Here is a 13,651-nt window from a genome sequence, read left to right on the forward strand (position 1 = left end):
GCCGTAGCGTCGCCGGCGCATCCGCAGGTGACCCCGGGGAGTGGGAAGTGGCGCAGTTCTACGTCGACGGTTACCAGCCGGGCGACCCGTTCACGGCCGAGCCGCACCCGGCGACGCGGGATCGCCCGGCGGGCCTGCCGGACACCGTCGACGTCCTCGTCGTCGGGTCGGGACCGGCCGGGTCCGTCCTAGCGGCGCAGCTCGCGGCGTTCCCGGAGCTGCACACGCTCGTCGTCGACCGTCGCGACGGCCCGCTCGAGGTGGGGCAGGCCGACGGGATCGCGTGCCGGTCGATGGAGATGCTCGAGGCGTTCGGGCTCGCCGGGCGGGTGGCCGAGGAGGCCTACCGGGTCAACGAGGTCACCTTCTGGCGTCCGGACCCGGAACGCCCTGCGCACGTCACGCGGACCGGGCGCATCCCCGACGTCGAGGAGGGCCTGTCGGAGATGCCCCACCTGATCGTCAACCAGGCCCGCATCCTGGCGTTCCTCCGCGAGTACGCGGCGCGGTCGGCGGCACGCCTCGCACCGCGGTACGGCCTGCAGCTCGACGACCTGCGCATCGAGGACACCGGGGAGCACCCCGTCGTGGCGACCCTGCGCGACGGTGCGGGCACGACGTCCACCGTCCGTGCCCGCTACGCCGTGGGCTGTGACGGCGCTCGCAGCCGGGTCCGCACGGCGATCGGCCGCGAGCTGCGTGGCGACTCCGCGAACCAGGCGTGGGGCGTCATGGACGTGCTCGTCGACACCGACTTCCCGGACATCCGACTCAAGAGCGCGATCACCTCGTCGTCGGGAAGCCTGTTGATCATCCCGCGCGAGGGCGGGTACCTGGTGCGGCTCTACGTCGAGCTGGACGGCGTCCCCGAGCGGGGCACCGTCACACCGGAGACGCTCACCGGGGCCGTCAACCGCATCCTCGCGCCCTACACGCTCGACGTCCGTGACGTCGGGTGGTGGTCGGTCTACGAGGTCGGGCAGCGGCTCTGCGACCGCTTCGACGACCTTCCCGACGACAGGTCGGGTCGGGTGCCGCGGGTCTTCATCGCCGGCGACGCCTGCCACACGCACAGCGCGAAGGCCGGGCAGGGGATGAACGTCTCGATGGCCGACGGCTGGAACCTCGGCTGGAAGCTCGGGGCCGTGCTGCGCGGGACCGCCCGCCCGGAGCTGCTGCACACCTACTCCGCGGAGCGGCAGCAGGTCGCGCAGGAGCTGATCGACTTCGACCGCGAGTTCGCCGCGCTGTTCAGCGACCACTCCGGCGGGGCCGACCCGTCGGTCTTTCAGCGCTACTTCCGCGACCACGGCCGCTACACCGCGGGCTTCGGCGTCCGCTACGGCCCGTCGACGATCACCGCGGCCGTCCCGCAGCAGGACCGCGCGAAGGGCTTCGAGGTCGGCGCGCGGTTCCACTCCGCGCCGGTGGTGCGGCTCGCCGACGCGAAGCCGATGCACCTCGGCCACGTCGCCCGGGCCGACGGGGCGTGGCGGCTGTACCTGTTCGCCGACCGCGACGGGGCCGGGCTCCGGGCGCTCGCCGACCGGCTGGCCGTCCTGCTCCCGCGGTTCACCCCGGACGGCGCCGCCCCGGACGCCGTCATCGACGTCCGGGCGGTGTTCCCACAGCACCACCACGAGCCCGTCGACCTGCCTGCCGTCGTCCGGCCCCGGAAGGGAGCGCTCCAGCTGGTCGACCACGAGAAGGTGTTCTGCGCCGACCTGTCCGACGACGTCTTCGACCGGCGCGGTATCGACCGGGACGGCGCGATGGTGCTGGTGCGCCCCGACCAGTACGTGGCGCATGTGCTCGCTCTGGACGAGGACGAGGCCCTCGAGGCCTTCCTCGACGGGGCGCTGCGCCGGAGGTGAGGGTCAGTCCTCGTCCGAGAGCAGGTGCCACCAGCTCTCGGTGAGGACGTCGAGCATGCGGTCGAGCTCCTCCCGGTCCCGTCCGTGGGCCCACGTCCGCGCGACGTGGTCGAGCTGGGCGAACGCGAGCACGCCGCGCATGTGGCGCGTGCCGGGCTCGAAGCGTCCGGCGGCGTCGAGGCCCTCCTCGACGTCGCCCGCGACCTCCTCGATCCACCGGTCCACGAGCCCCCGGAGCTCGGGGTCCACCGCAGCTGCCTCGAACGCGGCGACGGTGTAGGGCCGGATCGCCTCCCACTGCTTCGAGCGCTCGACGAGCCAGGCGCCGATCGCGTCCCGCGACCCGTCCCGTACCGCGGTCACCAGGTCGTGCGCGGTGGAGCCGTGCTGCTCGGAGGCCGTGCGCTCGAGGATGCCGTTGAGCTCCGCGATCAGCGCCCGCATCAGGTCGCTGCGCGACGGGAAGTACGCGTAGAAGGTCACCCGGGTGGTGCCCGCGGCGCTGGCGATGTCGTCGACCGTCGTCGCCGCGTAGCCCTTCGCCTCGAAGGTCTCCAGCGCCGTCGTCAGCAGCAGGCGCCGCGTCATCTCCTTCTGCGCCGCTCGTAGACCCGCCACGTCAGCTGGTCCTCGCCCCGTGCTTCACGGCGACCACGATAGGTGACGAGGCGGCTCGCGAGACGTGACGGCATGAAAGAATTCTTGACACGCTGCAAAGCAAAATGACACTGTGACAGCCATCGCCGTGGCTGCTGCCTCCCCGGCGCTCCTCCCCACCACCTCGTCCGCGTCGCGCCGCCGCGCGTCCGGGACCGGTGGTGTCCCGTCCTGCTCGAAGGAGAGCCATGTCGCCGGACGATGCCGTCGCGACCTCGGGATCGCGCCCACCCACCCCGTCGCGGGCCCGACCCGCCGTCGGGACCCTAGCCGCCGCATGTGTCGCGGTCCTGGTCGCCCAGATCGCGAACGCCCTCCCGGCGTCGCTGAACGGGCTGTTCCAGGCGGACCTGGGGACCACCGGGGCCCAGCTGACCTGGATCACCGCGTCGTTCATGATCGCGGTCGTCGTCTTCGAGCTGACCTTCGGCGTCCTCGGCGACCTCTACGGGCGCCGCCGGCTGCAGGCCGCGGGCGGCGCGGTGGTGGTCCTCGGCTCGCTGGTCTCGGCCCTCGCCCCCACCGTGCAGGTCCTCTGGGTCGGGGCCGCGCTCAACGGCCTCGGGGCCGGAGCACTGTTCCCGGCGTCGTTGGCCCTGGTCGCCGCGGTGACCAGGACGACCGAGGGACGCGCCCGCGGCATCGCCCTGTGGGCCGGGTTCCTCTCGGCCGGAGCCGCCGTCTCGCCGCTGCTGGGCGGCGGGTTCGCCGAGATCGGCTCCTGGCGCGGCTCGTTCGGCATCGTCGCCGGGCTGGCCGTCGTCTCCGTCGTCGTGACCCTGGTGCTCTCCGCGGAGTCGACCGCCCCCGAGGGTCGCGGACTGGACGTCCCGGGCCAGGTCACCTTCGCGATCGGCCTGATCGCCGTCCTCTACGCGCTCGTGCAGGGCGCCGAGGACGGATGGGGCAGCCCGCACATCGTCGCGGCTCTCGTCCTCGGCGTGCTCTTCCTGATCGCGTTCGTCGTGGTGGAGCGCCGCGCGGCGACCCCGCTGCTCCACCTGGACCTCTTCCGGATCCGTGCCTTCGCGGTGGCCTCCGTCGTCACCGTGGTCGGCATGGTCGCCTTCCTCGGGTCGGCCTTCGCCTTCAGCATCTGGCTCGGGGCGGTGCAGCAGCAGGCCCCGGCCCGCGTCGGGGTCCCGCTGCTGCTCATCCAGGCCCCGGCGTTCCTGCTCATCCCCGTGATCTCGCGGCTGCTGGCGCGGGTCGGCGCCCGCTGGCTGCTCACCGCCGGCTTCGCCGTCATGGCCCTCGGCGCCTGGCTCGCCGCCGGCCTGGACGTGGCGGACCCCTCGCTCGCCCCGATGGTGACGCCGGCCCTCCTGATCGGCGTCGGCTTCGCGCTGTCGGTCAGCTCGTTCACCGCCGTCGCCATCAACACCGTCCCGCACCACCTCGCCGGGATGGCCAGTGCGACGACCAACCTGCTCCGCGACCTCGGCTTCGCCCTCGGTCCGATCGTGGTCGGCGCCGTGGCCCTCGGCGGTGCGGCCGAACGGCTCGGCGCCGCCCTCGCCACCTCGACCCTCCCGGGTGCCGACGCGGCGACCGCCGCGTTCCAGGCGGGCGGTCCGCTCGCGGTCAACTCCCTCCCGCCGGACGCGCCCGGAGCAGCGGTGCAGCCGCTCGCCCGGGCCGCGCTCGGAGCCGGCTTCCAGACGGCGTTCGCGGTGTGCGCCGTGCTCGCCCTCGCCGCGGCGCTGCTGACCCTCGTCGGCCTCGGCGGTCGCGCCGCACCTTCGGACGCCGACCTCGCGCCGGCCGGCGAGTCCTCCTCCGACGTCCGGATCGCGAGGTGATCACCGTGACCAGTGACGACATCGACCTCTTCGACGACGAGGTCCTGCTCGACCCGTACCCGCACTACGCGCGGCTCCGCGAGCTCGGCGGGGTGGTGCACCTGCCCGCCAACGACGTCCACGTCCTCACGCGCTACGACGTCGTCCGGAGGGTGCTCGGCGACCCCGGCACCTTCTCGTCGCGCTCCATCGGCTTCAACCCGATGGTCAACGAGGCGCTGGCCGGCACCTCGCTTGCATCGGACCCGCCCGACCACGCCGCGCTGCGGGCGACGCTCGCGCGCAACCTGTCGCCCCGGGCCCTGCGCGGGCTGGGCGCCACGATCGAGACGAAGGCCCGGGCGCTGGTCGACGACCTGGTCGAGCAGCGGTCGTTCGACGCCGTCGACGCGCTCGCCCGGGCCTTCCCGCTCGAGGTCGTCGCGGACCTGATCGGCTTCACCGGGTCGGTCCGCACGAACATGCTCCGCTGGGGCCGGGCCGCGATGCAGGTCATCGGCCCGCTCAACCACCGGACCGCCGAGAGCTTCCCGATCGCGGGCGAGCTCTACGGCTGGTGCTCCGCGGTCACCGCCGACGACCTGGTATCGGGGTCCGTGGGCCGCGGCATCGTCGACGCGGAGGCCCGCGGCGACATCCCGCCCGGGACCGCGGGCCACATCATCCACCAGTACCTGGGGGCCGGCGTCGACACGACGGTCGCCGCACTCGGCAACGTCGTCGCGCTGTTCGCGGCACATCCCGAGCAGTTCGACCGCATCCGCGAGGACCCCGCACTCGCGCCGTCCGCGTTCAACGAGGTGCTCCGGTACTGGGCGCCCGTGCACGCCTGGGGACGCGTGGTCACGCGCGACGTCGAACTCGACGGCGTCGTCCTCCCGGCCGGCGCCCAGGTCGCGATCCTGTTCGGCGCGGGCAACCGGGACCCGCGCCATTACGACGCCCCGGACGAGTTCCGGGTCGACCGGAACCCGGTCGACCACCTGTCCTTCGGCTACGGCCCGCACGGCTGCGCCGGCCAGGGCCTCGCCCGGCTCGAGGCGCACGCCGTCATCACCGCCCTCGCCGAGCGCGTGGGCCGCATCGTCCTCGGCGACGCGCACCGCGTCCCGCACAACATCACCCGCGGCTTCGAGCGGCTCGGCGTCCTCGAGCTGGTGCCCGCATGAGGATCGTCGCCGACCACGGCCGCTGCGAGGGCCACGGCCTGTGCGCCGACGTCGCCCCCGAGGTCTACGACCTGGACGACGAGGCGGTGGTCGTCGTCCGGCACGAGACCGTCCCCGAGGGCCTGCGTCGGCCCGCCGAGAACGGGGCCCGTGTGTGCCCGGTCGCCGCCCTGCGGGTCGAGCCGTGACCATCCCGCCGAGAACCGAGAGGACCCCTGCCGTGAGAACCGTCCACACCGTGCTCGGCCCGGTGCCCGCCGACCAGCTCGGGGCCGTCGCGGTCCACGAGTCGCTGCTGTCGGTGCTGCCCGGGGCGGAGCACGCCTTCGACGTCACGATCGACCGCGCCGAGATCTTCGAGACGCTCGCGAAGAAGCTCACCGACTTCCGCAACGCCGGCGGCGGCACCGTCGTCGACGTCACCGGCATGTTCCACGGCCGTGACCTGCCGCTGCTCGAGGCGCTGAGCCGCTCGACCGGCGTCCACGTCGTCGCCTCCACCGGGATGGGGCCCGAGGAGCTGCTCGGCGGCTACTTCCTCACGCCGCAGACCAACCCGCCCACGCCCTGGCCCGCGGACCGGTTCGCCGCGCTGTTCGGCGCCGAGGTCACGGCGGGCATGGCCGTCCCCCGCGTCGAGCGTCGTGCCCCGGCCGGCCTCGTCGTCACGGCCGTGACCAGGATCGGCCGCACGGCCACCGACGAGAGCCTGCTGCGCGGCGCCGCCCGCACCGCCCGCGCAACCGGCGTGCCGGTCGCCGTGTGTCCCGGCGACGACGCCCTCGGCGACCTGGAGATCGTCCTGGAGGAGGGCGTGGCCGCCGAGCGGGTGGCCGTCGCCGGCCTCGACCGCCGCGACGTCGCCCGCGAGACGGTCCTGGCCGTCGTGCGGCGCGGGGCGTCCGTCGTGCTCGACCACGTCGGCGCCGACGACGACGAGCACCTGACCGACCGCGAGCGGGCCGACCTCGTCCTCGCGCTGGTCGCCGACGGTCACGCCGGCCGGGTCCTGCTCTCGACCGGCGCGATCGGCGTCGCGAAGGGCCTTCCCGACGACGAGCGCCCGCTCGCGGCCGTCCTCGAGGGACTCGTCCCGCTGCTGCGGTCGAGCGGGCTCGACGAGCCGACCGTGCACCGGCTCGTCGTCGAGAACCCGCGCGACCTCCTGACCGTCCGTCCCGGAGAGGAGGCCTGATGTCCCGCGTCAACACCGTCCTCGGCGCGATCCCCGCCGCGGAGCTCGGCGTCGTCGCCGTCCACGAGCACATCGGCTACGGCATGCCGGGCTCCGAGCTCGACTCCACGTGGTGGAAGATCCCCGAGGAGCGCTACGCCGAGACCGTCCCGAAGCTCCGGGAGTTCCACGAGCACGGCGGCGGCACGTTCGTCGACGTCACCGGCATCTGCAACGGCCGCGACGTCGACCACTACCGCTCCCTGTCCGCGAAGACCGGCGTGCACATCGTGGCCTGCACGGGCTTCGTCGGCGGCGACACCGCGCTGCCCCACTTCGCCCGGGCCACGGTCGAGTACCTGGCCCGGCACTTCGTCCACGAGATCACGGTGGGCATCGGCGGCACCGGCGCGCGAGCGGGGGTGATCAAGGTCGGCGTCAGCCGCGGTGGACGGATGACCGCGCTCGACCGGCGCATCTACCGCGCCGCCGCGCGGGCCGCCGTGCAGACCGGCGTCCCGATCCTGACCCACCTGGCGATCGACCCCGAGCCCGCCGTCGCGATCTTCGGCGAGGAGGGGCTGCCCCTGGACCGCGTGCTGTTCGGGCACGCCGACGACGGGCCGAACTCGTCGATCACCCCGCACGAGTGGCTGCTCGCGCGCGGCGGCCGGATCGGGTTCGACACCTTCGGCTACGAGACCGAGCTGCCCGACCCGCCGTTCTGGGCCCGGCCGCGGAAGGAACGGCTGGACCACTTCCTGAGCCTGCTCGAGCGGGGTCACCTCGGTCAGCTGCTCGTCTCCGCCGACGCGAACTGCAGCCCGCTGGGCTGGCCCGGCGTCAAGGGCCACACCGTCAACTACCTGTTCACCGACCTGATCCCGGACCTGCGGGACGCGGGTGTCGACGATGCCGTCATCACGACGCTGCTCGTCGACAACCCCGCCGACTTCCTGTCGATCCGGAGCTGAGGACCACCATGGACATCACGGACCTCACCGTCGCCGTCGTCGGCGCGGGTTACGGCGGCGCGGCCGTCGCGAAGGGACTGAGCCTGCTCGGCGCCGACGTCACCGTCCACGAGCAGGCCGGCACGACCCGCGAGGTCGGCGCAGGCATCGGGCTGCGGCCCTCGACGATGGACCGTTTCCGGCAGTGGGGCGTCTTCGACGCGATCGACGCCGTGAGCTCCCCGAGCGACTACTTCGAGATCCTGACGGCCACCGGCGAGCCGATCGTCAAGGACTCGTGGCCGGGGATGGACGACTACGACGTCACGACCCACACCCATCTGATCCACCGCGGCGACTTCATCGAGGCACTGCTCGGGGTGCTCCCCGAGGGCATCGTGCAGCTCGGTCGCAAGCTCGCCGACGTCGACGACTCCGGCGACCGCCCGGTCCTCTCCTTCGCCGACGGGACCACCGCCACCGCCGACCTCGTGATCGGCGCCGACGGCATCCGCTCCACGGTCCGCCGGCAGCTCTTCGGAGGCGGCGAGCCGGTGTTCGCCGGAGAACACGCCTACCGCGTCGTGATCGGCGTCGGCGACGCCCACGGGACGGTCGTCGACGACAACCTGCGGATGTACATCGGCCGCGGCACGAAGGTCTACCTGCTGCCGCTGCGCCACCGCGACGGGCTCTCGTTCGACATCACCTGCCTGAATCCGGACGGGTCCTGGTCGCCCGCGGTGAGCAAGGACGAGCTCGTCGCCACCGTCGAGGGCTTCGACGAGCGCATCGTGGCGATCGCCCGCGGCCTGGACATGGACGCCGTCAACATCCGCGCCGTGTACGACATCGAGCCGGTCCCGCACTGGCACACCGACGCCGTGGTCCTGCTCGGCGACGCCGCGCACGCGATGCTCCACCACCAGGGGCAGGGCGCGAACTCCGCGATCCTCGACGCCGGCGCGCTGGTCGACGCCCTGCGCGACGAGGACACGGTCCCGGCCGCGCTGGCCGCGTACCAGGCGACCCGCAAGCCGGTCACCGACGAGCTGCAGCGCATCTCGCGGCAGGGCTGGAGCGAGGACGAGCTCGACGACGTCTTCCCCGGCCAGAAGCGCGGGGCCTGACCCGTGGCCCTGCACCCCCGCATCGCCGAGGCCCTCGCCGACCTGCCCCGCCCGCCGTCGGGCCCACCCGATCCGATCGCCCTCCGCGCGGCCGAGGAGGACCAGGTCCCCGCGCCCGGGGACCGGACGCCGGTGCACGCGGTCGACGATCTCGTCGTGTCCGGGCCGGAGGGCGAGGTGCCGGTCCGCGTCTACACCCCGGACGGGCGCGACCGCCACGGACTGCTGATCTTCCTGCACGGGGGCGCGTTCTTCCTCGGCAGCCTCGAGACCCACGACCACGTCGCCCGTGCGCTCGCGGCCGCGACCGGACTCACGGTGCTCGCCGTCGACTACCGGCGCGCTCCCGAGGCGCCCTTCCCTGCCGGGCTCGAGGACTGCCTGGCCGTCGTCGCCTGGGCTGCGGAGCACGGCGACGAGCTGGGGTGGGACGGCACGACCCTCGCGGTCGCCGGTGACAGCTCCGGCGGCAACTACGCCGCGGTCGTCGCCGCGACGGACCAGGACGCCGGGGCCGCTCACGTGACCCACCAGGTGCTGTTCTATCCGTCGCTGGACCTCGACTTCGACGTCGACCGGTACCCGTCGTTGCGCGAGAACGCGGTCGGGTACGGGCTCGAGACGGCGGGCCTGGCCCCTTTCAATGCCTTCTACCTGCGCAGCGGCGCCGATCCCGACGATCCGCGGGTCTCCCCGGTCAAGCGCGCGGACCTGACCGGGCTGCCGCCCGCGCTCGTCGTGACCGCGGAGCACGACCCACTCCGCGACGAGGGCGAGCTCTACGCCCGACGGCTGCAGGAGGCCGGCGTCGAGGTGTCGGTCCGTCGGTACCCCGGCGCGGGCCACGGCTTCGTCCAGCACTTCTCCTGGCTGCCCGAGTACGCGCAGGTCTTCGAGGAGACCGCCGCCTTCCTGGGGCGCCGATGAGCGCCGTGGACGTGCACCCGGTCGTCTCGCCGTGGGGCCGGTTCGGGCTGTACAGCTTCTTCCTCGACGCCCCCGAACCGGCGGTGATCGACACCGGCATCGCGACGTCCCCGGCCGAGGGGCTGGCGCCGGCGCTGGCGGCGCTCGGCCGCGACGTCTCGGAGATCCGCTGGATCCTGCTGACCCACGGTCACATCGACCACCTCGGCGGTGCCCACGCCCTGTGGGAGATGACCGGGCGGCGTGCCCGGGTGGTCATCCACGAGGCCGATGCGCCGCTGCTGCGCTCTCGGCGCGCTCACGCCGACCTCTACGCCGCCGTCCGGCACCGGTACCTGCGCGATCCCGAGGGCATCGAACGGGAGGCACGGACCGCCGAGGCCGTCATCTCCGGGGAGATGGAGCCGACGGTGCTGCTGCGCGGCGGCGAGTCGCTGCCCCTCGGCGGCGGGGTGTCGGTGTCGGTGCACCACACGCCCGGCCACACGGCCGGGTCGGTGGCCTACGTCGTCGACGGTCAGGACGACGTGTTCGTCGGCGACGCCGTGCAGGTCTGCGGCGCCGCGAACGGCTTCCCCGGCTACGCCGACCCGGACGCCTACCGCGCGAGCCTGGAGTCCCTGCGTGACGAGGTCCGTCCCCGTCGTCTCTTCCTCGGGCACCCCTACCGCGACGCGGGCGGCGTGCCCTACGGCGTCGAGCTCGACGCCGGTCAGGCGCGGCGGGCGCTGGGGGAGAGCCTCGAGCGCGAGGCGAGCATCGCCGCCTCCGCCGCGAGCTGCCTCGCGGCAGGCCTGCACGACACCGACTCCGTGTACTCCCCGTTCGAGCCGGTCGCCGCGGACCTCGCCTACGACCAGGACCCGCGTCGCGACCCGTCCCCGTTCTTCACCACCCTGCACGGCTACCGCCGGCACCACGAGCGAGGAGCCGCTCATGTCCGATGACCCGCGCCGGCTGGACACCCACCCCGGCATCACCGTCCGCAAGGACCTGCGCGTCCCGATGCGCGACGGCGTCGTGCTCGCCGCCGACGCCTACGCCGGGACCGACGACGAGCCCCGGCCGGCGCTGGTCGCGCTGAGTCCCTACGGCAAGGAACTGCAGGCCCTCGCGCTGACGATGCCCCCGCAGCTCCGGCCGAGCCCGCTGTGGGACGGCTGCATCGAGGCCGGCGACATCGCCCGGGTGGTCGCCGAGGGCTACGTGCACGTCATCGGCGACGTCCGCGGCTCGGGCGCGTCCGAGGGTGAGCACGTCGGCAACTACAACGCCGGCGGGGTGTCCCTCGGCGAGGACGCGTACGACGTCATCGAGTGGGTCGCCGCCCAGCCGTGGTGCGACGGCAACGTCGGGATGATCGGCATCTCCTACTTCGGCTCGATGCAGATCCTCGCCGCCGCCGAGCGGCCCCCGCACCTGAAGGCGATCTTCGTCAGCGGCGGCCACTACGACTTCTACGAGACCACGTACCACGGCGGCATCCTGTGGTTCATGCCGCGCGCCGCCCGCGAGGGCCGGGGCGGTGACTCGGGCTGGGCGTTCACCGACCGGATGCGGTCGCGGATGCTCGAGGCGTACTCGCCCGAGGAGATCGCGAAGCGCGTCGCCGAGCGCCTCGCCGATCCCGACATCGCCGCCTGGCCGAACCTCGTGCATCTCCTGCACTACCCGACCCACCACGAGGCCTGGTTCGACATCGTCCTGAACGAGGTCGACGGCGACTGGTACGAGGAGCGGAACCCGGTCAACCTCGCCCGCGACATCGACGTCCCCGTGTACCTGCAGATCAACCAGGGCCGGGGCTGGACGGTCGACGGCCACCTCGAACTCTTCGAGGTCCTGCAGGGCCCGAAGAAGCTCGTCGTCGGGCCGTACCCGCCCATGCAGTCGCGCCCCTGGGTCGAGGAGCACGACGAGATGTTCCGCTGGTACGAGTACTGGCTCAAGGGCGTCGACAACGGCGTGATGGACACCCCCGCCGTCAGCGTGTCCGTCGAGGGCTCGCCGGAGGTGGTCACCGCCGAGCAGTGGCCGCCGAAGGAGATCGACTACCGCTCGCTGCACCTACGGCCCCGTGGGGGCCTGACGCCGGAGCCCGAGCCGATGGGCCCCGACCACGCCGCCCCGGACGGCTTCTACCAGGCACCGCTCACCGTCACCAACCTCGTCGAGGTGATCAGCTGGCGGACCGCCCCGTTCCGCGAGGCCACCGAGATGATCGGGACCGGGGCCGCACACCTCTTCCTCGAGATCGACCAGCCCGACACCAACATCATCCTGCGGCTGTTCGACGCCGCCCCGGACGGGCACCGGCAGCTGGTCACCACGGGCTACCTCAAGGCGTCGCACCGCGAGCTGGACGACCGGACCACCGAGGGCGACCCGTACCACCCGCACACCCGGGCCGTGCCGGTCGAGCCCGGCGTGGTCGAGGAGTACGTGGTGCGGCTCTACCCGTTCGCGACGGTGTTCCGGCCCGGGCACCGCCTCGTGGTGGAACTGTCCAACGCCGAGCCGCTCGCGGACGCCCACAACGCGCTGCTGCCGCCGGACGCGTTCCACCTGCCCGTCGGTCGCCCGGTGACCCACCGGGTCCACCGCGACGCCCGGCACCCGTCGCGGCTCGTCCTGCCGTTCACGACGGGAACGTGAGACGGGCCCACGGCCGGGGAACGCCCGGGGTGACGACGGGCGAGGAGGTCCGATGACGGACGCGATGCTGGACGGGATCGACGGGCTGCTGGACGGCGCGCGGGAGTTCTACACCGACCTGCACGCGCATCCCGAGCTCTCGATGCGCGAAGAGCGGACCGCCGGCCTCGCGGCGGCGCGCCTGTCCGACGCCGGCTTCGAGGTCACCACCGGGGTCGGGACGACAGGCGTGGTCGGGGTGCTGCGCAACGGCGACGGGCCGACCGTCGCCCTGCGGGCGGACATGGACGCGCTGCCGGTGCGGGAGGCCACGGGCCTGCCCTACGCGAGCACGGCGACCGCGACCGACGACGACGGCCGGGAGACCCCGGTGGCGCACGCCTGCGGGCACGACATGCACGTCGCGTGGCTCGCCGCGGCGGCCGCGCAGCTCGCGGCCCGGCGTGACGCCTGGTCGGGCACCGTCGTCGCGGTGTTCCAGCCGGGGGAGGAGATCGGCGCGGGGGCGCAGGCGATGGTCGACGACGGCCTCGTCGACCGCGTCCCGACCCCGGACGTCGTCCTCGGCCAGCACGTGATGCCCGCGCCGGCCGGCGTGCTGAGCACCCGGCCCGGCATCATCACCTCGGCCTCGGACGTCTGGCGCATCCGGATGTTCGGCCGGGGTGCGCACGGCTCGATGCCGGAGGCGGCGGTCGACCCGGTCGTCGTGGCCGCGTCCACGGTGCTGCGGCTGCAGACCGTCGTGTCCCGCGAGCTCGGGATGAACGAGCCCGCCGTCCTCACGATCGGGATGCTGCAGGCCGGCAGCAAGGAGAACGTCATTCCCGACGACGCCGTCATCGGGCTGAACCTGCGCTGCTACGACGAGGGCGTGCGGACCCGGGCCCAGCAGGCGATCCGTCGGATCGTCGCCGCGGAGGCCGAGGCCGCGGGTGCGCCGCGCGAGCCGGAGATCACCCCGGTGGAGACCTACGAGCTCACCGACAACGATCCTGCGGCCGTCGACCGGGTGCTGGAGTCCTTCCGCGAGAACTTCGACGACTCGCGGGTGCAGTCCACCGGCCCGTCGTCGGCCAGTGAGGACTTCGGTGTGCTCGGCCGGGCCTGGGGTGCGCCGTCGGTGTTCTGGTTCGTCGGCGGCCTCGATCCGGAGACCTACGCCGAGGCGGCCCGCGACGGGCGGCTCGGCGAGCTGCCCACCAACCACAGCCCGCAGTTCGCGCCCGTCCTCGACCCCACCGTCCGCACCGGCGTCGAGGCCCTCGTGACGGCGGCCGGAGCCTGGCTGGCGCGCTGAGCCCCGGGCA

Annotated in this window: 12 protein-coding genes; 11 read left to right on the plus strand and 1 reads right to left on the minus strand. The window is 73.5% G+C overall.

Annotated features, from left to right (window positions below; genetic code table 11):
• Positions 1-47 precede the first annotated feature (47 nt).
• The gene (locus tag QRT03_RS06695) at positions 48-1,874 is read left to right on the plus strand and encodes an FAD-dependent monooxygenase (protein WP_286051722.1); all 1,827 of its coding nucleotides are present in this window, start codon (positions 48-50) and stop codon (positions 1,872-1,874) included.
• A 3-nt stretch (positions 1,875-1,877) separates the two neighbouring features.
• Here the strand turns inward: QRT03_RS06695 and QRT03_RS06700 are convergent, their stop codons facing one another.
• Complete coding sequence (locus QRT03_RS06700) at positions 1,878-2,492, minus strand: TetR/AcrR family transcriptional regulator (RefSeq protein ID WP_286051723.1); 615 nt, start codon at positions 2,490-2,492, stop codon at positions 1,878-1,880.
• A gap of 227 nt (positions 2,493-2,719) precedes the next feature.
• Here QRT03_RS06700 and QRT03_RS06705 point away from each other — a divergent pair, with 227 nt between their 5' ends.
• From QRT03_RS06705 to QRT03_RS06750, 10 genes are read left to right on the plus strand one after another with little or no spacing between them, the layout of a single operon-like run.
• Entirely contained in the window at positions 2,720-4,333 is a 1,614-nt protein-coding gene (locus QRT03_RS06705; RefSeq protein WP_286051724.1) for an MFS transporter, read from the plus strand.
• Positions 4,334-4,338: 5 nt separating this feature from the next.
• Positions 4,339-5,502 carry a cytochrome P450 gene (locus QRT03_RS06710; protein ID WP_286051725.1) on the plus strand — a complete coding sequence of 388 codons (1,164 nt, stop codon included), beginning with the start codon at positions 4,339-4,341 and terminating at the stop codon, positions 5,500-5,502.
• Positions 5,499-5,690 (plus strand): ferredoxin, encoded by a 192-nt coding sequence (locus tag QRT03_RS06715; RefSeq protein ID WP_286051726.1) that lies wholly within the window; start codon positions 5,499-5,501, stop codon positions 5,688-5,690. Before QRT03_RS06710 ends, QRT03_RS06715 begins: the two co-directional genes overlap by 4 nt.
• 32 nt (positions 5,691-5,722) lie before the next feature.
• Positions 5,723-6,697, plus strand: a complete 975-nt coding sequence (locus QRT03_RS06720) for a phosphotriesterase family protein (protein WP_286051727.1) — start codon at positions 5,723-5,725, stop codon at positions 6,695-6,697.
• Complete coding sequence (locus QRT03_RS06725) at positions 6,697-7,650, plus strand: phosphotriesterase family protein (protein WP_286051728.1); 954 nt, start codon at positions 6,697-6,699, stop codon at positions 7,648-7,650. Before QRT03_RS06720 ends, QRT03_RS06725 begins: the two co-directional genes overlap by 1 nt.
• A gap of 8 nt (positions 7,651-7,658) precedes the next feature.
• Positions 7,659-8,759: an FAD-dependent oxidoreductase gene (locus tag QRT03_RS06730; RefSeq protein WP_286051729.1), complete on the plus strand. Its 1,101-nt coding sequence runs from the start codon at positions 7,659-7,661 to the stop codon at positions 8,757-8,759.
• A gap of 3 nt (positions 8,760-8,762) precedes the next feature.
• The gene (locus tag QRT03_RS06735) at positions 8,763-9,686 is read left to right on the plus strand and encodes an alpha/beta hydrolase (protein WP_286051731.1); all 924 of its coding nucleotides are present in this window, start codon (positions 8,763-8,765) and stop codon (positions 9,684-9,686) included.
• Positions 9,683-10,633 carry an MBL fold metallo-hydrolase gene (locus QRT03_RS06740; protein ID WP_286051732.1) on the plus strand — a complete coding sequence of 317 codons (951 nt, stop codon included), beginning with the start codon at positions 9,683-9,685 and terminating at the stop codon, positions 10,631-10,633. The genes QRT03_RS06735 and QRT03_RS06740 overlap by 4 nt, the downstream gene beginning before the upstream one ends.
• Entirely contained in the window at positions 10,623-12,341 is a 1,719-nt protein-coding gene (locus QRT03_RS06745) for a CocE/NonD family hydrolase (RefSeq protein ID WP_286051733.1), read from the plus strand. The genes QRT03_RS06740 and QRT03_RS06745 overlap by 11 nt, the downstream gene beginning before the upstream one ends.
• Positions 12,342-12,393: 52 nt before the next feature.
• Complete coding sequence (locus QRT03_RS06750) at positions 12,394-13,641, plus strand: amidohydrolase (protein WP_286051734.1); 1,248 nt, start codon at positions 12,394-12,396, stop codon at positions 13,639-13,641.
• The last annotated feature ends 10 nt before the right edge of the window (positions 13,642-13,651 follow it).

The organism is Actinomycetospora termitidis (genome assembly GCF_030286555.1).
Classification (GTDB): domain Bacteria; phylum Actinomycetota; class Actinomycetes; order Mycobacteriales; family Pseudonocardiaceae; genus Actinomycetospora; species Actinomycetospora termitidis.